This window comes from Carboxylicivirga sediminis, assembly GCF_018156225.1.
GTDB lineage: Bacteria > Bacteroidota > Bacteroidia > Bacteroidales > Marinilabiliaceae > Carboxylicivirga > Carboxylicivirga sediminis.
The window spans coordinates 1-23673 of record NZ_JAGTAR010000055.1; the positions used below are offsets into that span (position 1 = coordinate 1).

Sequence of the window (23673 nt, forward strand, 5' to 3'; positions counted from 1 at the left end):
TTGGCCAGCGAATAAGCCACGTTGGCCTCTCCACCTCCATAACATACTTCAAACTCGCTTGCCTGCGAAAAGCGTTGATAGCCTGGTGTTGACAAACGGAGCATTATCTCTCCGAAAGTGATTACTTTTTTGGTCATGCACTATTTTTATTATCACGTTTATCTTAAAAACAAATTGACCATGCTGTTTAAGCAGTCAAAGGCTATTCTGCCAACTTTCAAATACTACAATCAGTATATATATAACCTAATTGCCATTCTGTCATCTCCAGATATTGGCTGGTAATCCTTGAACATCCATTTTAACACTAAACAAACATCCGCTTAATGGGAATTTCTTAAGTTCCGTATCGTTCAATCCCTCTTGCGCTGTTGTAATATATAAAGTATCCAAAGCTTCACCTCCGAAAGTACATGAGGTTACATGTGGTACCGGCAATTCAATTGTCTCCATTCGTTCACCAGTGTCCGGGTTCCAACGAATAACTGCACTCCCACCCCAGTGTGCCACCCAAAGCATGCCTTGCTTGTCAACAGTCATGCCATCAGGAGCACCAAGCTCCTTCGGAATTTCAACAACCACTTTTTTATTATCTATCAAAGCCTTATCACAGTCATAGTCATACGCCCAAATTTGATATTGCGATGTATCAATATAGAACATGGTTTGCGCATTGGCCGACCAGGCTATACCATTAGAAATGGTTACTCCTGCCTGTTTAACCTGCCATTTACCTCCTTCAAACAAATATAAGTTACCTGCCTTATCCACAACCTCTTTGTTCATAGTGCCAACCCACAAACGGCCCTTGGGATCTATTTTACCATCATTAAACCGGTTATCGGGTAATTCATCAGCCGGATAATCGGCCAACTTAACTAGTTGCCTTTGCTTATCTAGACCAAAAACACCGTTTTCCAAGGCTAGCAGAACCTCATATAGCCCTGTGGCAGGCACAACGGTACCTACCATTGATGGCAACTCTAAAGTCTCGGTATACTTGTTCAGAGGGTCGTAACAATGTAGTTTCATTCCTACAATATTTACCCAATACAGGGAGTTATTCACCGGATGCCACATTGGCCCTTCTCCCAGCATCGACTGTGGGGTATTTTTTACCAATTCTATTTGCTGCTTCATAACATTAAAAACATTGCATCAAAACGTGCTTTATTACGCAATAATACTTCCTCTTCTATTAAGCATCCTGCATTAAGGCTGATCGCCCTCCATCAATAAGATAAGTTGTACCTGTTGCAAAAGCGGCAAAACTACTTGCCAGAAAGGCACACCAACTGCCAACTTCTTCAGGGGTGCCCAGTTTCCCTGCCGGGTGCATATCAATAGTGCGCTGACGCTCAGCTTCAGCATCCGGAAACGTTTTAAACCACTTATCATTTCCAGGAGTATCTATAAAACCGGGAGCAATACCAACCACCCTGATTGATGGTCCCCACTCAATAGCCATGGCTCTAACAAGCCCCGTTAAGGCAGTTTTTGTTACATTATATGGAAAACAACCTGGAATAGAGGCAAAGGCATGATTGGAGGTGATCACCTGAAATACGCTATTTTTGGCTTTCTCCAGCCATGGTTTACATATTTTCCCCAAATGCCAGTGAGAAGACAGATTCAATTTATTGTTGTAATCCCAATCCTCATCGCTGCAGTTATCCACACCACGGAAAACATTCACTCCGGCATTAGAAATGACAATATCAATTCTGCCGAATCGATTGATAACCTTATCGACAAAGGTTTCTATATCCTCTTTGTGAGTCACGTCAACTGGATGGTAAAACGCCTCGCGTTGGCTGTTCTCAACAGACTTTACGAAATCCAAAACTTTTGGGTCTGAGGCATTGGTTCTGGCACAACCAGCTATATGACAACCTGCCCGGGCAAGTACCTCCGCAATACCTGCACCAATACCAGATGAAACACCAGTTACTATTGCTACTTTGTCCTTTAAATTAATAGAAAGCATGTTTAGATTGTTTTAATTGAATAAACTGATAACCTCAAAAGTTATTCATAATGTTTGTGAATAATTTCTAACTCATAAAGATCCAAAACCTACCAGAATGAGATGTATAAAGCCAATAATATGACGATTATACCAACTGCAGCCACATTAAAGACAAAGCCAGTACGGTATGCACCTCTGCCAACTATGATAGCTTTACCATTCATATGACATCTCCCTTCCACCAATGACCACAAAATAATGAAACTGGCTGTTATCAAAAATGCGACAAGCATGTTGTCAAGAAAAGGCATATCGGGAAAACCAAATTTGAGAAAAACAGATGCAACAATTGATACCACCATACCCCAAAGAGCACTATTGGATGTTGTTTTCTTCCAGAAAAGACCAAAGACAAAAATTGCGGTAATACCCGGACTCAACATCCCTGTGTATTCCTGTATGAATTGGAAAGCCTGCTCAACATGCCCAAGTAATGGAGCCAGGCATGTGGCAATGACCATAGCTACCAAACCAGAAATTCGTCCGGTTTTTACCAATTGGCATTCTGAAGCCTGAGTATTAAAATAGACTTTGTAAATATCCATGGTAAAAATGGTGGAAGTACTATTAATAATAGCACTCAAAGAAGAAACAATTGCTGCAATGAGGGCTGCAAAAATAAACCCTTTGAATCCTGATGGAATAAATGTTGTCAATAGCCAGGGATACGCCTCATCAGGTCCGCTAATATCAGCATTCAACACAAATGCCGCAATACCAGGAACCACAACAATCAAAGGAAGTAACAATTTCAAATATGCAGCAAAGGCCATTCCTCTCTGCGCTTCCTTTAGGTTTTTGGCCCCTAGTGCTTTTTGAATAATGTATTGATTGGCCCCAAAATAGTAAATCCCAGCTATCCATATTCCACCCAATATGGCTCTTACTCCAGGCAGATACTTGTAATTAGGATTGGAAGAATGCAGAACCATATGGAGCTTCTCAGGCGCTTGCTGCTTAATCATCAGGAAACCTTCCCATAATCCACCATCGTGGCTGATGGCATTCAATGCAAGATAGGTCGTCAGCAATCCCCCAGCTACCAAAAAAACGACCTGAATAATATCTGTTGACGCAATGGCTTTTAATCCATTAAACAGAGAATACATCAGTGTAAAAACAGCTAATCCGACAATAGCTGCAACCAAAGGAATATCCAGCAATGATTTCAAGGTTAAAGCACCGAGATAAAGAATGGAAGTAATATTGACCATAACGAAAAGTGATATCCAAAAGATGGCCAGTATGGTTTTAATCCGCTTATCATACCTGTACTCCATAAACTGAGGCATGGTATAAATCTTATTATCGATCAATACCGGCAAAAAGTATTTGGCCACTACAATCAAAATCAATGCGGCTATCCATTCATAGGTTGCAATACCCAGACCTATTGCATAACCTGAACCTGACATGCCAATAAACTGTTCGGCTGAAATATTTGCGGCAATAATTGATGTTCCGATCAGGTACCACGGAAGGCTATTACCGGCAAAGAAATAGGCGTTACTGTCCCGTTCATTTTTAGACGAACGGGACAGGAGATTACCAATCATGATAATCACCAATCCATAGGCAATGAAAATAAAAATATCCAATATCGTCATAGTCGCTGCTCTCCTAGATGTAAAAACCTGGTCGTGCCTCCCTGATTCCAGGATGCTTTTCCATTTCCTCTTCTATTAAATCAACACCCAATCCCGGTCTCTCTGACAAATGAAGATGCCCATCAACAATCATATCTGCAATAGGATGATTTATCACTTGATCACGCCAGGGTACATCGTTAAACATAAACTCTTGTCGAAAGAAGTTGGGTACTGCCGCACAAACATGGGCACTGGCCAGTGTCGACAAAGGACCGTTAGGATTATGAGGCGCCAATTGCACATTGTAGGCTTCTGCCATTGTCGCCATTCGTTTCATTTCAGATGGCCCGCCACAACGGGTAATATCGGGCATGATCACATCAACCACATGTTTTTCCAACAAATCGCGAATTCCATGTCGTGTATAATGACGTTCGCCTACACATATAGATACTTTGGGATCGATGCGTTCGCGAAAGGCACGAAGTGTACCGGCACTTTCAGGACCGGCAGGCTCTTCATACCAGGTAATATCCAGTTTTGATAAACGTTCAGCCATTGCCACCGCAGTTTTGTAATTAAGCATGGCATGTGTTTCAATCATCATATCAGCCTCAGGACCAATAGCGCGTCGCACAGCTTCACTTACTTCATATGCCCTATCCTGTTGTTCTTTTGACAAGCCCAAATCGGTGTTTAAATCCTCACCATATAAGTAGTTAACATGTGCAAAAGGGTCAAATTTAACCCCTTTAAAACCGTGGTTCATGACAACCCTTGCTTGTTGGGCATAATCTTCAGCTTTGTGTCCGCCACCTGTAAACCAATAGTTGGCATACAACCTGATATCTGTTCGAAAGGCACCTCCTAGCAAGTCGTACATTGGTACACCAAGCTCTTTCGCCTTAAGATCCAGCAGTGCCATATCGATGCCCGAAATGGCACACATACTGGCGCCATATGGTCCTACCCAATTCAGATCCCTATAAAGCTTGGTCCAGATAAAATCAGTGCGCATGGGATTCATACCTATAATCCGCTGTCCTAACTCTTTGGCAGCTGCTTCCACAATCTGGCTTCCGGGCCAGTTGGTAGCCTCACCAACCCCGGTATGCCCTTCATCAGTATATATTTTAAGCATGGTCCAGTTGTACTTAACACCTTCAACCAACCATACCTTTACATCAGTTATTTTCATTTTCTTATCGTATAAATATTTGATCGTTCTCTTTTTACATAATGCCATACTTCTCCCAGGCATCAACAGCACTCATGCCACCCTGTATGGCCTTCAAAACCATTTTTTCACCATTGGCTTTTTCAAGTGCCCGCATAATAACTTCTTCCTCAACCTTACGCGGCACAACACATACGCCGTCAATATCACCAATAATAATATCCCCCGGATGTATTCGAACGCCATTCATCTCAATAGGCACTCCAAAGTCAATGACCTTGCCTCTTGGCGCCTGATCCTGTGCGTAGGGTCCGTACGAAAAAACAGGCAAGCCTACTGCTTGTATCCCATAGGTATCTCTTGAATAGCCATTAACAACAGCTCCTGCGCCTCCACACTGTTTAATACGCGTCATCATCAGCTCTCCCATCAGGGCATAATCGGGTGATGAACCTGAGCATATATATATTTCGTCTGGCTGAATGGCATCTAATGCCTCGAGCATCAAGCCAAACGGTTTATTCATCAATGGATTTTGAGAATCGCCAGATAATTCTTCAAAACAGTCGGCCTCAAGCACAGGCATTGCACGACCAACCAGGAACATATCATCTTTCAGCGGACGTATCTGCGGAGGCAGAAATTGCTTTTGCAAGCCCATCTTATCCATAATATCACCTACTACAGCTGTAAAGAGCTCTTTCTGTATCAGCTCAAACAGTTCATTATCGTTTCTCCAAATCTTAGTCCCCATTATTACTTTCATTAAGTATGTTCAGATTAATTTTCCCACGAATAGTTTGCTCTTTCTTAAGCGGGATATCAAATAATGCCGCATGATTAACAAATCTGCGCAAAAACCTCTCTGCCCCAGGATTATCATATTCAGCCACAAGCATATTCACTCGCTCATTATGATACCAACACCTTAGGTGCTGCAAACCTGACGAATGAAGCTGAATACCCGAATTGTGAGTATTAAACAATGTGGCCTGAAGCACATTACGTTTGGTTGAGCGAAAATCATTGCTTCCATATGGCGTTTGGTCTTCTGAATATGGATAATCTGGTTTCTCATTTGGTCCGGCCGTGCCACATTCCGGATGATTATAAAACAATTGAGCGGTACCCTCAAGACGAGAAATATGATCTTCGGGATAAACGGACCATAAGCCTTTACGCTGCCAGTTTAACCTATCTATAGTTGCTGGTAACCTGAATGCCATTCCCCATTGTCTCAGGTTTTGGTTTTTTAGCAACTTGTATTCATAATCTACAGTTATTTGACCATTGGCCGTCACAAGTATCCTTGTTTTTCCTATGGCCTCATTATAGGCATCGTGCAAAACAATTTCTACATCGGCAACCGACCTTACCACATCAATTGATAAAATCTGACGATTGGTTGCCATTGGCGAATATAATTCATATTCGGGGGTCTCCTTTGTCATCTGTGTATCCCCTCCGCTATTAAACGGCACCAACATCAATCCCGGCCATTCGTCCAACAGAACTCTACCCTCAGCATCAGCAACCACAAGCTTATCTGTACCTATTTGTATTGTTGTATTTTTTGATTTTCCAGCCTGAAAATCTCCCTCTGACTGCCATTTAAACTTATCTTTCTTAACTGGCAGCTTTGAAAGATCAGATGGCTTGTTATTATAGACATACTTATCGACCGGACTATCTAAATCTTTCCAAATTTCAACAGTTAGCTTTTGCACCTCCTCATTATGCACAGGCAGTACAAAAGTTCCTTTTTCACCTGGCTTAACATTGGGCTGAACCACGCCTTCTCCGCTCTCTGTTTTCCATACGAAATGGCATTCGGACAAATTAGAGTAACAATAGCGATTCTCTACTTCAAATTTAACAGGCTGATTGGGTTCGGTTGTTAATCGCTTCAGCTTAACCGGTGAATACACTTTTTTCATGTGCCAGTATTCTGGCTTGGTCCTTCTCCATCCATCCACTGGGCCCCAGGTACCATATCCAACCACATGGCCGGAAGGCAAAAAGAACGTATCATCGATACCTGCCCAGATAGCGCCCCCCAATACGCCTTTGGAAGCCATCATCTCTTCCCACATATTCAATAGAATCTCCCCCCATGCATCCCGAACGCCTGGATCTGTCATTAACTCATACCGGTTATATGCATTTAAGTGACAATACTCATCAAAGGTAACGGGTCGTCTGTTATCCTTATATTTTAATGGACCGGAAGACCCCGGATAGTGATGGTTCCCCAGTTCAAGATAACCGCTGTCAGAATCCTCCCCGTACTGGCTAAAGATACGCGGGCGAGACGGATCTGCTTCCTTTACCAGGTCGGCAGATTGTTTAAATAACTCATTAAAATCATAGGATTCGTTACCGATGGACCAATGAATAATACATGGATGAGATTTATCTCGCTCCACCATCTCAAGCGTCGGCAGAAGAATGGCTTCAAAATAGTTAGCGTTGGATACGGGTTGCTTTCCTGCCCAACAGAATGGTGCCTCCTCTTCTACAAACATACCCAGTTCATCACAGGCTTCCAGCAACTTTTCATGAGGTGGATAATGTGATGTACGGATGTAATTAACATTTGCTTCCTTGAATAGCTTCACATCTTCATACCACTGATTTCCGGACAGAGAGCGACCTCTGAGCGGATCCACATCGTGTCGGTTTACACCTCTTAGCTTAACAGGCTGATTATTAACAAACATCTGATTACCTCTCACACCAACCTGCCGGAAACCGAAGCGTCTTTTCGTCACTGAACTTTCTTTTCCGTTCTGAATCAATGCACATTCAAGCCAATAAAGATGCGGGTGTTCCGGTTCCCATTTCATTGGTGCAACAACCTGCATCTTCAGATCTATATTCCTAACTTCACCAGCCTTCAGGCTTATGCCTGATGAATGAGTGGATTCCATTACCACTTTCCCATTGTTATCTTTAAGCACTAACTTTACATCCGCTGTTTGTGTGAGGTCTGATTCATTCGCTACTTTAAGATGCGATGTTAAAGTGGCATCAGTGTATAAGGAATCAAAGACTGTACTCACATGCAATGATGCAAGGTTGAGATCGGGATATGCTACCAGGCTGATAGAACGTGATATGCCTCCTAAAGGATGCACTGCATACTGGGATGCTCCGGATAAGGTATCTGCAAGACTTTCACTTCTAACTGCAAGTGCAATAGTATTCTCACCAGTCTTCATTGCATTTGTTACATCCATCTCAAAAGGTGTGAATCCTCCTATATGTTTACCTACACGCTTTCCATTCAACCAGATGTCGCAATCACTATAAACCGCTTCGCATTTAAGTTTAATCCTGAAATCATTCCAATTGGCCGGCACATTAAAATTTCTGTGATAGCCAGCTGCTTTTCCTGGCTCCACATCAAATCCCTGCATCACCCATTCACCAGGCACCGTTATTAAAGGCCATCCCTTCTGTGAATGCTCTTTCCAGAACTCTTTATGAGGTGATGTAGAAAAGCTCCATTGACCATCCAACAAAATCTTCTTTACCTTCTCTCCCTTAACAACATCAGGCATGGGTGACCATCGAATCGTCTTTAGTTTTGCCGTATCGAAATGATACTGCGCAAATAATCCTACAGACCAGATTGATACCAGGAAAGCAATTAACAGTTTCTTTTGCATGTTCTTATAAATTACAGATTTGATTTTACCAACTGCAGCTTAACTATTCCATGGAGGTTAGACCCCTTATTAAGTTTTATTCTTTCGTTGCTGTAATGACCACTGAAAAACAGGTCGCCACCACCCGTTGTATAATCTGTTAACAGAAAACTGATGGTCTTATCCGGATTAACAAAAGCCCTGAATCCCTGTGTGCCATCAGATATCACAGTCATTCCTTTGCCTTCTTCCGAGGTCAGGGAAGCCCAATAAATATTCTCGCGCGTTGCTCTGAAATCGTTCGTCCCTAACCGGTTGGCATCATATCTCCAGTCATTATCGGGTTGTTGCCCAAATGATTCGGATAAGAATGCCTGTGTCGCAAACGGTATGGCCTCCCCATTAATACGGCCAATGTGGTTATCTGGATAGGAGCTCCATAAACCTCTCCGGTACCATTTAAGATGGTTCACGTTTGCCGATGTTGTGAAAACAATACCCCACTGGCGAGGATTCATCTCAATCAGCGATTCGAAATCATAAGTGATGGTCATAACACCATCCTGAGACAACTGATATTTTATTGTACCAACAGCCTGATCGTAGGTCCCTTCTACATTTATCGCAATAGTATCATTCAGATTAGTCCATGTCACAGTGCTAACTTCCCAGTGACTGCATACCTCATTATAGAACGGAATATCCAGGCTGTGTTCAGTTAAACACTCTCCGGTTGTAAGTTTCAGCATCATTAGTTCAGCTCCCATCTTCAGTACCGTCTCTCCTTCTACAGTGGCTTCCTTAACTTTTCCTTTTTGCATATCGAATAGCCATGAAAAAGATTCACCATCTACTTTTAGGCACCCATCTTCTTCTTCCACATGGAGTGCTGATTGAGCAACAGAGCTAAAAGGTAGCTTATTGCGTTGAACTTCTCCTATTTCAACGGCACACTTTTCTACTTCTATGCCTTGTGGGGAAGCAAATGTAAGATATAGAATCTTACCATTCAGGTCATTCGACTTTGGGTGGATGGTCAGAATGCCACTCTGCTTTGGCGCTAAAGACATTCTTGCCTGACCTGATTCTGTTTCCAGCGTCCAATGAATTGAACACTCTTCCAGATCGGTAAAATCGAAACGATTCTCAACCTGAAGTTGAATGCCTTTATTCAAATCAGTTGCTGCAATTTGAAGGTTGTGCACTTTCACAGGACTGTAACTTTTCTTCATGTGGTAATATTCGGGTTTTTCGCGCCTCCATCCATCAATGGGGCCCCATTCTCCGTATCCAACTGCACGTCCATCGGGTAAATAAAACACATCATCTATACCAGACCAGATAGCACCTCCAAGACATCCGCGACTAGCATACATCCCTTCCCACATACTTTTAAAACCACGTCCCCATACATCTCTCACTCCAGGGTCCGTGACAATCTCAACCCTGTTATAGGTATTTAAATGAGCAAATTCCCCAAATAAAAGTGGTCTGTTAAAATCCTCAGCCACTTTAGGTCCTCCAGTTCCAGGATAATGGATATTGGCCACTGGCATTTTGCCACTTCCATAGTTATTAAATCCGCCGTAAGCCTGATCGTGAAAGGTAACCGGGCGACTTGGATCGCTTTGTTTATAGAAATCGGCCAGTTTCGACCAGTTGTGTGTCCATTTCGATTCATTGGCCATCGACCACATGATGATACTTGGATGATTTCTGAAAAACCCTATGTTTAGTTTAGCTACCTCCTCAAAATAAGGATAAAAACTATTGTCTTCAGGCGCATTCTTTACCCAATGTTTATTGGCGTGATGACCAATCCAACACAAAGGATTCTCCAGTTCAACATAAATGCCCAATTTATCACACCATTCCACAAACTCTTCAGAAGTTGGATAGTGTGAGGTTCTAAGGTAATTGACATTTGCCTTTTTTAGTAACTCCACGTCCAGTTTCCAAAGTTCAGGATTGAGGCTGCGCCCCATTAGTGGGTGAACTTCATGGTGGTTAACTCCTTTAAGTTTAACCGGTTTTCCATTAACATATAGTTCGTTGCCTACGACCTCAATGACTCTGAAGCCAATATACTTTACAATCTTCTCTGTTCCGGCCCTGGAGTGTATATCCATCTCCAGTCGATATAGATGAGGGTGTTCTGCATCCCATTTTAAAGGCTTATTCACTGCAAACGACAAGCTAAGTGGTGTTTTCCCTTTGTCATTCAAATTTAAGCGATGCTTAGAGTTGTTAAGCTTCACCTCTTTACCTTTTGGATCGAAAAGCCTTGATACAATCGACACATCTTCAGATAATTGCTTACAATTAATTGATGCATCAACCTTTAATACCGCATTCTCATATTTTCTATCCAGGTCTGTTTTAATACTCAAATCGCTTAAATGCACCTGTGGTACTGCGTATAAAAATATCTTTCGAAGGATACCCCCCATTTGATGAGCAGCATATTGTGTACCAGACATCAGGGTATCAGGCAGGGTTTCTGCAGTTACCTCCAATGATATGGCATTATCACTAGTATAAGTTAAATAGTCTGTTACATCAAATTCAAAGGCCATCATCGGTCCTTTGTGTGTCCCGGCTATCTGCCCGTTAATTTTAATAACTGCCTTACTAAAAACAGCATCGCATCGCAAATACACTGTAGAATTCTTCCAATTATCTGGTATGGCGAAATCCCTTTGATATATACCTGTTTCACCAGGCTCTAGTGAAAATCCTTGCATGGTCCACTCCCCAGGTACCTGAATATCGTGCGAATTTTCACTGCCCTTTAAAGAACTGTCTCTATGATATTTTCTTGGATGACTAAAATGCCACTCCCCTCCAAGGTCGACTTTTATCGTAGACATATCTGTTTCGTTTGGCACTGCAGCAAACTGTGCATTTATCGGGTTTAAATGCAGAAAAGCCAAGAAGATGAGAAAAACATAACCTAATTTCATTTTCATTATACTATAAATTACAACTAATCGGCTGCTTGTCAAAAAAACATTCTGATTCAACCAATTTCAAAGATTTGATTAATTAAGAATACATCAGAGATATCGCCAGCTTTATATCCCCTGACACAAATACAAATTTAGGTGAACTTCAGACTGGCTGATAGAATATCCTTATCCAATGGTTGAACTATTTTTGCATAGAGAATTAATATTTAATCATTTTTATTCAAATACAACTTTTCAGAACAACGATATTTCACTTCAGCCTCATTTGATATGCCAGGCTTCGCATTGGTTTTAACATAGAATAGTGGTGGAGTTAGCTTCAAAAACACAGGAGATAAAGCAGCCATAAGAACACATTGAAAGGTTGCCTGTAAAAACATATCATCAGGTTGATTCCATCGAATATCGCTCATTTTATAGTAGCCGTTTAATCAAGATATGCATGGACTTTAAACATTCACTCTATTATTAATATTTAAACCATTCTAGCACCAAAATCAAATGGGGTATAAAACCCCATTTGATTATTAACTGACTTTGTATTATTACAGATTAGTATTTTGGATTATTAGGCATCATTGCAGGAGTAGCATCCATTACACTTTGCGGAATAGGCCACAAATAATGCTTACTTTCATCAAAGATGCGTGTCTCAACTTCAATTCGTTCATCTGTTAAGTTTAAGGTTCCATCATTGGGGTCTACCGTTCCTAACCGGGCGCCGTACACCATACCATTCATCACCTCATCACCTATTTGCCATCGACAAATATCAAACCACCTTACTCCTTCCATGGCTAACTCGACTCTTCTTTCCCGACGAATCAGCTCCCTGAGCTTGTCAACAGAATTGTATACCTGACGATCAACTTTTGGCATCCCGCTTCTCTGGCGAATAGCATCCAAGGCGTCATATACCGTAGCATCAATAGCATTTATTTCCGTTTTTGATTCAGCATACATCAGCAACACCTCTGCATAACGAATCACAATACCATTAATTCCTGTTTCCCAAACATTAGGATAGTCGTTTAAATCATCAATGTATTTACGGGGATAATACCCTGTTTTAGATCGGCCGTATGGCGCATAGTAATCGCCGTTAGGATCATTTTCATCTATTGAATTAAGATAATTAGAACCGTAATAAGCACCCGGATAAATAATTGTGGCAGCTAGCCTTGAATCTCTGTTATCATATGGACTATCAGGATTATACACACTAGTGGGATCATCAATTGTTTTTCCATCCACACATTCATATGCATCCACCAGGGCCTGTGTTGGATTTATAGAGCTCCATCCACCCGAAGAGTTTGGTGGCATTACTCCTAAAACCCATGTTGTTCCGAGACTTTCAGCATACTGAACATCCAAAATTACTTCCTGATTATTTTCGTTGGCAATTTTATATAGTCCTTTGTAATTCTCAAACAACGCATAATCAAGGTCCATTATTTTTAAGCAGGAATTAATACAGTCCTCGTATTTTTCTTCAAAGATTTCCATTCTGGCTTTGAGAGCCAGTGCAGCACCTTGAGTAATTCGCCCCACATCTGAGCCAGCGTATGATTCAGGTAGATCCTGGTATACCTCATTTAACTCATCCAGGATAAATTTTACCACTTCAGCCTTTGCTGTCCGCGGAAGATTAGCCTCTGCAGGATTAAGTAATTGTTCAACCAAAGGCACATCTCCATATAAAGTAACCTTGATAAAATAATCCCAGGCTCTAAGAAAACGGACCTCTGCTTTTAATCGCTTTCTCAGGTTTTCATCCATAACCGGCCTGTCAATGTTTTCAAGAAAACTATTGCATTTGGTGATGTTACCATAGCCCATAAAACTGCTTCCTGTATTGCTCGGCGAGGCTAGTCCGGTTGCCTGTACCTGAAAACCTTCCCAAGGATAAGGGTTATATGCATTATCTGAAGCACAGTCAAAATACAGAACATAGTAAATATCCCACCATGAATTATAACAACCATTGGCTGCAGCAATCGCATCTGTTTCATTATTCCAGAACGTTTCATTAGATAATTTATCCAATGGATTTTTATCCAGGAAATCATCATTACAAGCAGTCAGATATAGTAAAACGACTAGTATTAAGCTATATTTTTTCATTTCAATAAAATTTAATTTCATTATCCTCTTAAAATGTTACTTTCAGTCCCAATGAGTGAGTCTTCACCTGTGGGTAATAGGCTCTTGCACCAGCAGGTGCTTCGGGATCGAATCCATCAGGTAACTTGGAGAATGTCAATAAATTCTGACCACTATAATATATTTTAACCTTTTCCAGTCCTGCATAATTACATATTGACTGAGGTAAATTATAGCCTAACAATACATTTTTCAAACGTAAGTAAGAGGCATCTTTAACCCAGAAAGATGAAGGATTTGCCTCTGAGTCATTAATCAACCACGTACTAAGCGGTCTTGGAAAATTGCCATCAGGATTCGTTACTGCATCATATGAATCACTAAACAAGGTAGTAGGTTTGGTTGTATTTCCCTGTAACCTGCCAACTGATTCATTTTTCATATAGCCATTAACATCGGCTGCCCCTTGAAAAAACAGTTGAGCATCGAAGCCACGCCAGGAAGCATTGAGCGTTGTTCCAAATGTCCAGGCCGGTGTCCAGCTCCCAAGATACTCTCTATCTTCGGCATTTATCACCTCATCACCATTAACATCTTTATATTTAATATCTCCCAAGCCTGCCTGTGTACGATTAATCACAGCACTGTTATCCAGGTCATCCTGCGTTCTAAACAATCCTTCGGACTGATAACCTCCGAATGCATTAATCGGATACCCCTCTTGCCAGAAACTGTAATTATTATGCCAGATTCTGGAACCATCATTCTTTAAATCTGTTATTTCATTCTTATTATAAGCAGCATTGGCTAAAATATCGAAATTCCAATCTCCATTTTGCAATTTATAACCTAATTGGAACTCAATTCCTTTGTTCATCACCTCTCCCGCATTTTGATAAGGATTTGATAAACCTGTAGGCGTTGGCACGGGTAATTTTAGCAGTATATCAGAAGTGATTCTCTTGTAAAAATCGGTTGAAAACGATAATCGGTTTTTAAAAAAAGATAGATCAATTCCGACATTAGTTGTTGTAGATAATTCCCATTGAATATCGCTATTAACACCTTGTGTCAATGCCACTCCAGGTACAACAGCTCCACCTAAGCGGTAATCAGCGGTTGAAAGTACTTGTTGATAAGGGTAATTACCTATGTTCTGATTTCCAAGTTGCCCCCATCCGGCTCTTAATTTAAAGTTAGACACAACGTCCTGAAGAGATTCCATAAAGGATTCATTAATCAATCGCCAACCTACCGAAAAAGAAGGGAATGTTCCCCAACGTTGCTCTTTAGATATACGAGAGGTACCATCACGTCGAACATTGGCTTCAAATAAGTACTTTTCATCAAACGCATAAGAGATACGACCAAAATATGACTTTAAAGCATACTCATAGGCCGAGCCTTCAGCCACCTGACCATCGGCTCCTCCTGCATTCACCTCCCATAACTCATTACTAAGAAATTCTTTCCGATATGAACTATTCCAATCTGTTCTCGCCTCTTCCTGAGAGTAGCCGGCAAGAGCATTCACGGCATGCTTACCAAAGGTGCGATCGTAAGTCAGAAGTGTCTGCAAGCTTAACATTTGATAGTCCTGTCTAACATCTTTTTGGCTATTAGGCCCCTGATAAAGAGTTGGTTCTCCTGTTTTCCAATTCCGGTATTGAATATCCTTTATAAACTTCTCATCTGAGGAACCGGTATATTCATAACCAATAATTTCCTCTATTTTTAATCCTTTGGCAATCTCATATCCAATACGGCCAACGCCTCTTGTTTTACGATACTTTTCCTTTCGTATGGCTCCCAGATCCATCCACGCAATTGGATTACCATCTGCTATGTAACCATATTCACCATTAGAATACTTGTAAGGCACAAATGGTGCAATCCGGTTAACCTGCCTGAAAATTTGATACATATCCCCAGTATAGGGATTGGTTGGTTCCGTGGTCTGTCCATAAGTAAAGGAAAGATTTAAGCCCACAGTAAACTTTTTAAAGTTTGAGGTTAGATTTGCTCTTGTGTTGTATCGCTTAAAACCTGAATTTTCGATAATTCCATCCTGATCAAGCATACCAACCGATAGCATATAGCTTGAATTGCTTGAACCACCAGTCAACTCAGCTCTATGACTTTGTTGAAATCCGCTACCTTTATATAATAATCCCAACCAATCGGTATTCGGATAATTGTCCGGATCACTTCCATTTCTGAACTTTTCAATTTCCTCAGGTGTATAGGCAATAGCCTGTCCTTGATTCTGTCGGGCCGTATTATATAACTCTGCATACTTCCATGAAGGCAGATACTCTAGGAGATCAATTGGCTGCTGCCATCCCATGTAACCATCATATTTTAATTGAGGTTCTTTGTTGGAGCCTTTTTTGGTTGTTATTAGTACTACTCCATTTGAAGCCCTTGAACCATAGATAGCGGCAGAAGCGGCATCCTTTAATATAGAAATCGATTCAATATCATTAGGATCCAAATCATTCATTCCACCAACTACTATTCCATCAACAACGTACATTGGGTTGGCATTATTTAGAGTTCCAATGCCTCGTACCCTGATGGAAGCCATATCCTTACCTGGTTGTCCACTGTTTTGGATAATGGTTGCACCTGGCATAAGGCCTTGCAGAGCATTAGAAACATTGGTTACCGGACGATTCTCCAACTTGTCATTAGAAATGGCCGCAACTGCACCAGTTACATTCACCTTCTTTTGAGTACCGTATCCTACCACAACTACTTCATCCAGGTCTGTTACCTCCTCCTCAAGAATCACATCAATTACAGATTGACCATTTACTACTTTCTCTAAGGTGTTAAATCCTATGAAAGAATACACAAGAATTGCATCAGGTCCTGCAACATCAATTGTGTAAGTTCCATCTAAACCTGTAATGACTCCATGCGTCATATTACTTTTTTCATACACATTTACGCCCGGCAAGGATTCACCTTTGGTGTTAACTACCTTACCTGAAACAAGCTTGTTTTGCTGAACAAGCTTGTCATTGGTATTTGTTCTACGAGTATAATCCAATGAAGACCGCGACACTAATGACGGATTACCTTTTTTTTCTGCTAAAACATTGCTGTGTTGCATTACAACTATGCACAAGATTACTGCTACCTTGAGCATAAATCTCAATTTGTGTTTGCAATGCTTATAAATACTTTTTGTGATTATATTTTTTTCCATGATTTTGGGTTACTAAATTTACCTTATTGATTTAAGTTATCTTTTAGACTGTCAACTGAATGATAACACACTGTGGGAGTGGCTTATCTGCTCCCACTTTTCTTTAGGATTTCAACCAAGAATCATATAAATTCTTCGTCTTTTTTTCATAGATCATATTGTTTAAGGATTAGGTATCAAAATTAGTTAGCCACCAATTCAACTATTAGAATAAGCTTACCACATAGTTGAACTATATTTGCAACAAACTATGATTTTAACATAATTTAAGGTAAGCGTGTGCAAATAATTATACCTTTACAACTGATTACATCAGTTCAAGAATCAATTAACTATGCAAGCTCATTATCACAAGCTACCCCAACAGTTTGACCAATCTATATCTATCAGGCACGATAGGCGCCCCTACTTCTCAGATCATTGGCACTATCATTCTAAATTAGAGTTGGTGTTTATCATCAAAGGAGAAGGAACAAGGTTTATTGGAGATAATATATCCGGTTTCAAAGATGGCGATCTGGTTTTATTAGGCGCCTATTTACCGCATGTCTGGAAAAGTAGTGACAATTATCTGGATAACTTCAACGACGATAATGTGGAGGCCATTGTTATCCATTTTCAGGATGATCTGGGTGCAACAGGTTTAATGGATCTGCCAGAGATGAACACTATCAAAAAAATGTTACAACAAGCGCATCTTGGAATTTCATATCAATTGACAGACCAGCATGAAATCTATGACCGTCTGATAAAAATGGTGGACCAAACTCCCTTTGAACGCATTATCTCACTACTATATCTTCTACTGGAATTAGCTAATCTTGAGCATTGGCAACTTATATCAAAAACGCCTTTTGCCAGCCATTACATGAATCATCAATCCAAACGGGTAGATAGTATCTATGATTATATCCTAAACAATTTTGATAAAGACATCAAACTTAATGACCTTGCTTCAATAGCTAACATGACACCTGCCTCTCTTTGTCGTTTCTTTAAGCAGAAGACCAAAAAATCGTTAAGCGAATTCACAAACGAAGTACGCATTGGGTTTGCGTGCAAATTAATAATTGAGGATCAACTAAGTATATCTGACATTTGCTTTCGATGTGGCTATAATAGCCTGTCATATTTTAACCGACAATTTAAAAAAGTCACTGGAGTAGCACCAAGCACCTATCTTAAAGTTAAAAATTCCTTTCGGTAAATATGCTCTTAGCTAGTAGGAACAATTACCTATATTATAATGTAAAGAACTAACCCAAAATACTCTACGAAGCACTTCACATTGCAGATATACACCGTTATTATTAGGTTTAGTCTAACCGAATATCAACCCAAATAACCTAAGCATTTAATGTTCAACCATTAAATAACTGATTTCGATTAAAGAAAAAAAAGTCAATGACTTAATATTCTTTATTAACACGCTCACCTATTTCCAATAAGACTTTGATACTCTCCACTGGAACTTTACCGTTTCCATCCGGTCCTATATTAAGTAACAAGTTGCCCCCTTTATTATTGATATCTCTTAATTTATCGTAAACCTCATCCGCACTTTTCCATTTCACATCATTCTTTTTAAATCCCCAAGAGTTATTTAATGTATAACAGGCTTCCCAATAGTACTCCAGCTGATCTTCCGGATGCTCTTGTTCTGGTGTTCCAAAGTCTTTTTTAAACTCGGATCGTTTGGCTACGCGGTTATTGATAATTATATCAGGCTTTAATTGCCTGATATACTCATACAGCTCCATACCTGAAGCCATATCCCACCAGTAAACCCAATCCCCATCAAACCACAACATGTCTGAATCATATGTCTCAACTAATTCGCGAATCTGATTCTTCATGTACATGATGTATTCTGCTTTTCGTCCTGACTTCATTCGTACGTTCCCCCATCTTCCCCATGCATCCGATCCATCTACGTTTCGTTCCTGTGAAGGATGGTGCCAATCGATAAGGCTATAATATGTACAAAATCTCAAACCATATTTCTTACATGCCGCACTTAACTCCGCTAAAATATCTCTCCCCTTAAACGGTGTACTAGCCACATCAAAATTGGTATACTCACTATCCCACAAACAAAATCCCTCATGATGTTTAGCTGTAATTACAATATACTTCATTCCAGAACTTTTAGCTGTTCGAGCAATATCATCCGCATTAAAATCCTGTGGATTAAATGTAGCGCTTAACATGGCATAAACCTGAGATGGCACATCAGCATCTGCCTGCAGCCATTCAGCATAGTCTCCGTACACTTTCCCATCCCATTCGCCACCTAACTGGCTATACAAGCCGAAGTGAATAAATAAACCATATTGGGCTTCAGAAAACCATTCCATCCTTTTTTCATATGCCTCCTTCGACTCTTTCAGGAAAGCATCTGTCGCTTGGCTATAACCTTGCCCCACTAAACACACAATACTGCAGTATATAAATATCAATCTCTTCATAATAGTCAATTAATTTCTTTTCAGAGAGTCAACATAGGCTTGATTATACCTGTCAAGGGTATGATTCTTCCACATCGAGTGGGTTTCCCATATAGGCACTGCCAGCTCATTTTCCCAATTATGAAACTCATCCAGAAGTTCCGCTGTTTTCTCAGGAAACATCTTACTTAGATCATTTTGTTCTGCTATGTCTTCCTTCAGATTATAAAGCCTTGGAGCCCGATCATCAAACCAAATCAGTTTCCAATCTCCTTTTCGAACAGCACCATGATAAAATAATCGCCAAAACAATTTTTCATGTGGCTTTCCAGCCTTCTCACCTAACAAGTATGGCATCAGATTAACACCATCGTAATGGATTTTATCGTCCAGTTCTCCTCCGGCAAGGGCGATTGCAGTTGGCAGGATATCAAGAGAGATTACTGGCTCGTCATAGGTTTTACCCGCCGGGAGAACGCCTTTCCATGTTGCAATAAAAGGAACATGCACACCACCTTCGAGAAAAGTACCTTTTGTGCCTGAAAAAGGATCATTACATGAAGCGTTATATGGCATAGCGCCTCCATTATCATTCGTAAAAAAAATTAGTGTATTCTCTTCCAGTTTCAACTGTTGAAGCAATGCAGTAACTTTCCCAATGTTTTCATCAAGCGATCTGGTCATCGCTGCATTAATGGCACGTTCTTCTGTTTCGAAAAGTTGCCGTGCTTCAGACAAATAATCAGCACGCGCGTGCATTGGAGTGTGTGGAGCATTAAATGACAAGTATAAAAAGAAGGGTTCATTTTGATGCCTCTTGATAAATTCACAGGCTTTATCCCCAAATGCATCAGTCAGATAAGGAAGAGATTTATAATCGCAGGCTTCAAAATTATCGAGTATCTCCTTTGCTGTTCCGGCAGCATATGAACTACCACCTCCCAGCATTCCAAAAAATTCATCAAAGCCCCGGTTACATGGGTGAAATTGCTTTTTTTCTCCCAGGTGCCATTTGCCCACCATCCCAGTATGATAACCTTGCTTTTTCATCAGGTCCGCTATCGTCTTCTCTTCTACAGGCAGTCCAATCAACTCCGGATCTGTATTGCTATAGTTTTCCCCGATATTTGTCTCATGGCCAAACCGTTGTTGATATCTGCCAGTCATAAGGCCTGCTCGGGATGGACTACAAACCGGACCACTTACATAACCATTCGTAAATATTACCCCTTTCTCTGCCAGATGATCGATGTGAGGTGTTGCAATGCTTTTATTGCCATTAAAGCTAAAGTCTGCATATCCGGCATCATCGGCAAATAGTATTATAATATTCGGCTTTGAAGGTAAATCATTTGTAGTTAAGCTGCTTCTTTGACAAGAATGTATTAAAAACGATATTGCCAGTAAAACTAATTGCATTTTCTTTCCAATCATTTCAATATAGTATTATATCAACACGAACAAACCTGTTATACCGATATATTTTTTCCACTTATTAGTCACTAAATAAATTAACCATTTGTTCATTAAATTATAAACCCAAACTTAATAGTAAAGCCCAATTAAAAGAAGAACTTTCTTTTCTGATAATTGAACTGTATTAGCTCTTAATGATAACAAAATCCCGGTAAGACACTGTTTTACCGGGATTTTTGTGTTTAATCGATAATTAATGGATTTTATATTGCCATCCCGGATGACTCAAGCGCTCAGACTCTGTTTTGCGACCGGGCAGAACGCTTTGTTATTAGGACACGCATTTATCATTTAAAATTTAGTCCGCAATCAGGGCAAGTTAAATCCTGTTCATTCAGCTCATAATTACAAGCAGGACAATTAGTAAAGTTGGTTATTACGTTTTTAACAGCTTTCAATTTTTCTTTTCTAACCTTGCCTTCTTTAAAGGTAAGTTCCGGTTTACAGAAAAATGTTGTCTCAATTTCCAGCCAATAAAGTCTTGCTTTACCTTTTGAGCTTACTGCATGTATTAATCTATATTCTCTTTTTGTCCAGCTGGTTATAAAACCAAAAAGATTTATTAATACTAACCCAAAAGAAATTAATGAAGGTTGTTCAAAGGGACTTGATTTCCAGTCAAGTTTATTTGGGTAACAGACTTCTGTCACTTTTAATCCCTTTCGGTCTGCATAGCTAAATACTTCTTTGTCATAAGAACGAAAATATCGATTGTTTAATAATTTAATTGATTGATAGAAGACGTATACTATTAGAGCTATAAACGGTATGAAAAATAAAAAGTCGATATTCATTCTTTGTAAGTGTTTTGTATTGGCCCCTAGCGCCAATCTGCCCAGCCAAACCGCACTGCCGCCTGCTATGCTTTAGTGCGGTTTATTTGCAAAAGTTAATTTTATTCATAGCTATATACAGCAATCTTATATTTCTTTCCATTTATGATGTGATAGAGTACTTTTATTCTGTTTTCTGAGTCAAGTTTATATTTATAATACTCATCATCACTACCAGGTCCTCCCATATAAACAATTTTCATATCGGGTTCTGGAATTCGTTCAATTAATCTACGTTTTAATCTGCCATTTTCGAAATACTCATATTTTTTAATTTCAGTTGAGTTTCTTTCATTATCGAATTTCTTTATACTAACCAGTAATCCATTTTGGTATCTTAGTCTATAAATTGTTTCAAAAACATCAGTCTTTTTCGTCTTAGGTCTGTAATAAAAGGCTTGTTCCTGATATTTCAGAATTGTGTCTCCTTGATTAACAGTTAATTTAATTACAGTCGAATCATTTACTGAAAGTTTACGAAATTGATATATTATCCGATTATCAGCGTATTTATATTCAAATCTGTTTGTGTCAATTCGCTCTGGATTATTAAAATCAAAAGTCTGAATGTCAAAAATCATATTATTGTTGTCGTCGTAAATAATTTTATTCCTTGACATCAATTGCTTTTTATGATAACTCTCTTTGCTAATTATTCTTCCTATCGAATCCACATATTCCAATGACCAATATCCGCCACCTCCTGTTCCATTATAATATCTTCCTTTTATCTTGTTGGTATTGGGATATAATTCATTAGTTTCAAACAATTGAGCGTTAATCGCTGATATATTCATCAATATTAAACATCCAATTATAGCTAAATCCAGAAATAATTTCCTCATGTTATCTGTTATCTAAGTTTTCATTGGTAGCTCGTCTGCTTTTTAATTATTGCTAACTACTCTATATCCAGACCCCAATGCCCGATATATTTGCTATATCAACCGTTAAGGTACCGATAAATATTATATACAACGATGTATTGACACCTGAATGCAGATACAATTAATTATTCCTACATGATTACTGCCCCTTATTACACGTACATTATCCCCGGTCAGGGGGGCAGTTGTTTCCGATTAGCAAATGCTAAATTAGATATTTTGTTTAATCAACAAGGCCAGTATTGATAAAGATTACTAAAGTGTTGATAAAGGGAATTAAGCGGTTGATGGATAAATATGAATCACGGGTTGATACACATTGCCAGTTTAACTGCCCAAGCTGTAGTTGGCTGTTATACCATTTAAATATTAAAATACGCTGGTATCGGCATTAAATCTCTCCCTGCATTTTTACACCATGCAAATCATCTTGCATCTTGTGTCTTGCGTCTTATATCTTTTGTCTTGTGTCTTATATCTTGAACCTTCAAAAATAACTATTACACACCCCAAATTATTTTCAAAATATTTTCCACCACAACACACTACATCCCTTTGGTTTATATACTATTACAGACTAACGGTTAGCTATTTTACGTGTTACCTTTTTCATTTTCTGCTATTAATTAATAGAGGGCATCAATTAAGCCTGGTAAAAACTAAATAATTAATAATATGCCGAAAGTAGTTGTTTTATCCCCCAAAAATAGTCCACTCAAAAAGCGTCTTGATACTTTTCAAAAAGTCTCTTGATGCTTTTCAGAAAGTCTCTTGATGCTTTTTTGAATTGCTCTGGAAGCGAATTTATAAACCTGATAATCAAGCAATAATTTTCAACCTGCAGCAACGGCTGCAACTAAATCAATAACCTTTAAAATTTATAAGTATGTCAATCATTAAATTTAAAATTATTACGCGAGGCAACCCCAGACAACCTGAGTTACCTAAAAAGCACTACGCCACTATTGTTCGTCCTCGCAACGTAACCCTTGAAATCCTGGCCAAACGTATTGCTGAGATATCGCCCGTTAATGAGCTGGATACACTAAATACCTTAACAGCCTTATCCAGGGTAATTCCGGAGTTTTTAAGTGATGGGGCTACGGTGGAGCTGGGCGATTTTGGCCGCCTGCAGGTAAGCATCTCCAGCGAAGGCACCGACACCGAAGAGGACTTTAGCAAGGAGATGATCAAAAGCTGCAAAGTGAGTTTCCAGCCAAGTGTTAAAGTAAAAGAAACACTCAAGGCCGTTAAGTATGAGAAAGCTTAAAAGCAATGGAAGGTTAAAGAGTAAAT

15 protein-coding genes are annotated in these 23673 nt (G+C 39.7%); 2 read left to right on the forward strand and 13 right to left on the reverse strand.

Translation table 11 applies throughout. The annotated features are described in order from the left end of the window. Positions 1–261: 261 nt before the first annotated feature. From KDU71_RS21795 to KDU71_RS21835, 9 genes are all read right to left on the reverse strand, one after another. Positions 262–1140: an SMP-30/gluconolactonase/LRE family protein gene (locus KDU71_RS21795; RefSeq protein ID WP_212193245.1), complete on the reverse strand. Its 879-nt coding sequence runs from the start codon at positions 1138–1140 to the stop codon at positions 262–264. A gap of 58 nt (positions 1141–1198) precedes the next feature. Next, on the reverse strand, positions 1199–1987 hold the full coding sequence (locus KDU71_RS21800; protein ID WP_212193246.1) for an SDR family NAD(P)-dependent oxidoreductase: 789 nt from the start codon (positions 1985–1987) through the stop codon (positions 1199–1201). A gap of 89 nt (positions 1988–2076) precedes the next feature. Further along, positions 2077–3636, reverse strand: a complete 1560-nt coding sequence (locus tag KDU71_RS21805) for a sodium:solute symporter family transporter (protein WP_212193247.1) — start codon at positions 3634–3636, stop codon at positions 2077–2079. A 13-nt stretch (positions 3637–3649) separates the two neighbouring features. Next, entirely contained in the window at positions 3650–4816 is a 1167-nt protein-coding gene (locus KDU71_RS21810; RefSeq protein WP_212193248.1) for a mandelate racemase/muconate lactonizing enzyme family protein, read from the reverse strand. Between the two features lie 34 nt (positions 4817–4850). Beyond that, positions 4851–5549, reverse strand: a complete 699-nt coding sequence (locus tag KDU71_RS21815; protein ID WP_212193249.1) for an RraA family protein — start codon at positions 5547–5549, stop codon at positions 4851–4853. After that, positions 5539–8466, reverse strand: a complete 2928-nt coding sequence (locus KDU71_RS21820; RefSeq protein WP_212193250.1) for a glycoside hydrolase family 2 protein — start codon at positions 8464–8466, stop codon at positions 5539–5541. Before KDU71_RS21820 ends, KDU71_RS21815 begins: the two co-directional genes overlap by 11 nt. A gap of 11 nt (positions 8467–8477) precedes the next feature. After that, positions 8478–11315 carry a glycoside hydrolase family 2 TIM barrel-domain containing protein gene (locus KDU71_RS21825; RefSeq protein WP_212193251.1) on the reverse strand — a complete coding sequence of 946 codons (2838 nt, stop codon included), beginning with the start codon at positions 11313–11315 and terminating at the stop codon, positions 8478–8480. 651 nt (positions 11316–11966) lie between these two features. Beyond that, positions 11967–13541 (reverse strand): RagB/SusD family nutrient uptake outer membrane protein, encoded by a 1575-nt coding sequence (locus tag KDU71_RS21830; protein ID WP_212193252.1) that lies wholly within the window; start codon positions 13539–13541, stop codon positions 11967–11969. 28 nt (positions 13542–13569) lie between these two features. Next, positions 13570–16674, reverse strand: coding sequence for a SusC/RagA family TonB-linked outer membrane protein (locus tag KDU71_RS21835; protein ID WP_212193253.1), 3105 nt, complete (start codon positions 16672–16674; stop codon positions 13570–13572). Positions 16675–17068: 394 nt separating this feature from the next. On the opposite strand from KDU71_RS21835, the gene KDU71_RS21840 reads away from it, so the two are divergent. Then, the gene (locus KDU71_RS21840; protein WP_212193254.1) at positions 17069–17941 is read left to right on the forward strand and encodes an AraC family transcriptional regulator; all 873 of its coding nucleotides are present in this window, start codon (positions 17069–17071) and stop codon (positions 17939–17941) included. A 202-nt stretch (positions 17942–18143) separates the two neighbouring features. Here the strand turns inward: KDU71_RS21840 and KDU71_RS21845 are convergent, their stop codons facing one another. The 4 genes from KDU71_RS21845 to KDU71_RS21860 all read right to left on the reverse strand — a co-directional run bounded on the left by KDU71_RS21845 (position 18144) and on the right by KDU71_RS21860 (position 22335). Continuing rightward, entirely contained in the window at positions 18144–19202 is a 1059-nt protein-coding gene (locus KDU71_RS21845) for an alpha-L-fucosidase (protein ID WP_212193255.1), read from the reverse strand. 9 nt (positions 19203–19211) lie between these two features. Further along, the gene (locus tag KDU71_RS21850; RefSeq protein ID WP_212193256.1) at positions 19212–20615 is read right to left on the reverse strand and encodes a sulfatase; all 1404 of its coding nucleotides are present in this window, start codon (positions 20613–20615) and stop codon (positions 19212–19214) included. 329 nt (positions 20616–20944) lie between these two features. Beyond that, positions 20945–21451: a hypothetical protein gene (locus KDU71_RS21855; protein WP_212193257.1), complete on the reverse strand. Its 507-nt coding sequence runs from the start codon at positions 21449–21451 to the stop codon at positions 20945–20947. Positions 21452–21552: 101 nt separating this feature from the next. Then, positions 21553–22335: a hypothetical protein gene (locus KDU71_RS21860; protein ID WP_212193258.1), complete on the reverse strand. Its 783-nt coding sequence runs from the start codon at positions 22333–22335 to the stop codon at positions 21553–21555. Positions 22336–23263: 928 nt separating this feature from the next. On the opposite strand from KDU71_RS21860, the gene KDU71_RS21865 reads away from it, so the two are divergent. Further along, positions 23264–23647, forward strand: a complete 384-nt coding sequence (locus tag KDU71_RS21865; RefSeq protein ID WP_212193259.1) for an HU family DNA-binding protein — start codon at positions 23264–23266, stop codon at positions 23645–23647. The last annotated feature ends 26 nt before the right edge of the window (positions 23648–23673 follow it).

What these genes read in the sequence shown, in the direction of transcription:
- KDU71_RS21845 (WP_212193255.1), bottom strand. Translation starts at nt 19,202, where the DNA reads ATGAAGAGATTGATATTTATATACTGCAGTATTGTGTGTTTAGTGGGG.
- KDU71_RS21840 (WP_212193254.1), top strand. Translation starts at nt 17,069, where the DNA reads ATGCAAGCTCATTATCACAAGCTACCCCAACAGTTTGACCAATCTATA.
- KDU71_RS21855 (WP_212193257.1), bottom strand. Translation starts at nt 21,451, where the DNA reads ATGAATATCGACTTTTTATTTTTCATACCGTTTATAGCTCTAATAGTA.
- KDU71_RS21805 (WP_212193247.1), bottom strand. Translation starts at nt 3,636, where the DNA reads ATGACGATATTGGATATTTTTATTTTCATTGCCTATGGATTGGTGATT.
- KDU71_RS21865 (WP_212193259.1), top strand. Translation starts at nt 23,264, where the DNA reads ATGTCAATCATTAAATTTAAAATTATTACGCGAGGCAACCCCAGACAA.
- KDU71_RS21815 (WP_212193249.1), bottom strand. Translation starts at nt 5,549, where the DNA reads ATGGGGACTAAGATTTGGAGAAACGATAATGAACTGTTTGAGCTGATA.
- KDU71_RS21830 (WP_212193252.1), bottom strand. Translation starts at nt 13,541, where the DNA reads ATGAAAAAATATAGCTTAATACTAGTCGTTTTACTATATCTGACTGCT.
- KDU71_RS21800 (WP_212193246.1), bottom strand. Translation starts at nt 1,987, where the DNA reads ATGCTTTCTATTAATTTAAAGGACAAAGTAGCAATAGTAACTGGTGTT.
- KDU71_RS21820 (WP_212193250.1), bottom strand. Translation starts at nt 8,466, where the DNA reads ATGCAAAAGAAACTGTTAATTGCTTTCCTGGTATCAATCTGGTCTGTA.
- KDU71_RS21810 (WP_212193248.1), bottom strand. Translation starts at nt 4,816, where the DNA reads ATGAAAATAACTGATGTAAAGGTATGGTTGGTTGAAGGTGTTAAGTAC.
- KDU71_RS21850 (WP_212193256.1), bottom strand. Translation starts at nt 20,615, where the DNA reads ATGATTGGAAAGAAAATGCAATTAGTTTTACTGGCAATATCGTTTTTA.
- KDU71_RS21795 (WP_212193245.1), bottom strand. Translation starts at nt 1,140, where the DNA reads ATGAAGCAGCAAATAGAATTGGTAAAAAATACCCCACAGTCGATGCTG.
- KDU71_RS21860 (WP_212193258.1), bottom strand. Translation starts at nt 22,335, where the DNA reads ATGAGGAAATTATTTCTGGATTTAGCTATAATTGGATGTTTAATATTG.
- KDU71_RS21835 (WP_212193253.1), bottom strand. Translation starts at nt 16,674, where the DNA reads ATGCTCAAGGTAGCAGTAATCTTGTGCATAGTTGTAATGCAACACAGC.
- KDU71_RS21825 (WP_212193251.1), bottom strand. Translation starts at nt 11,315, where the DNA reads ATGTCTACGATAAAAGTCGACCTTGGAGGGGAGTGGCATTTTAGTCAT.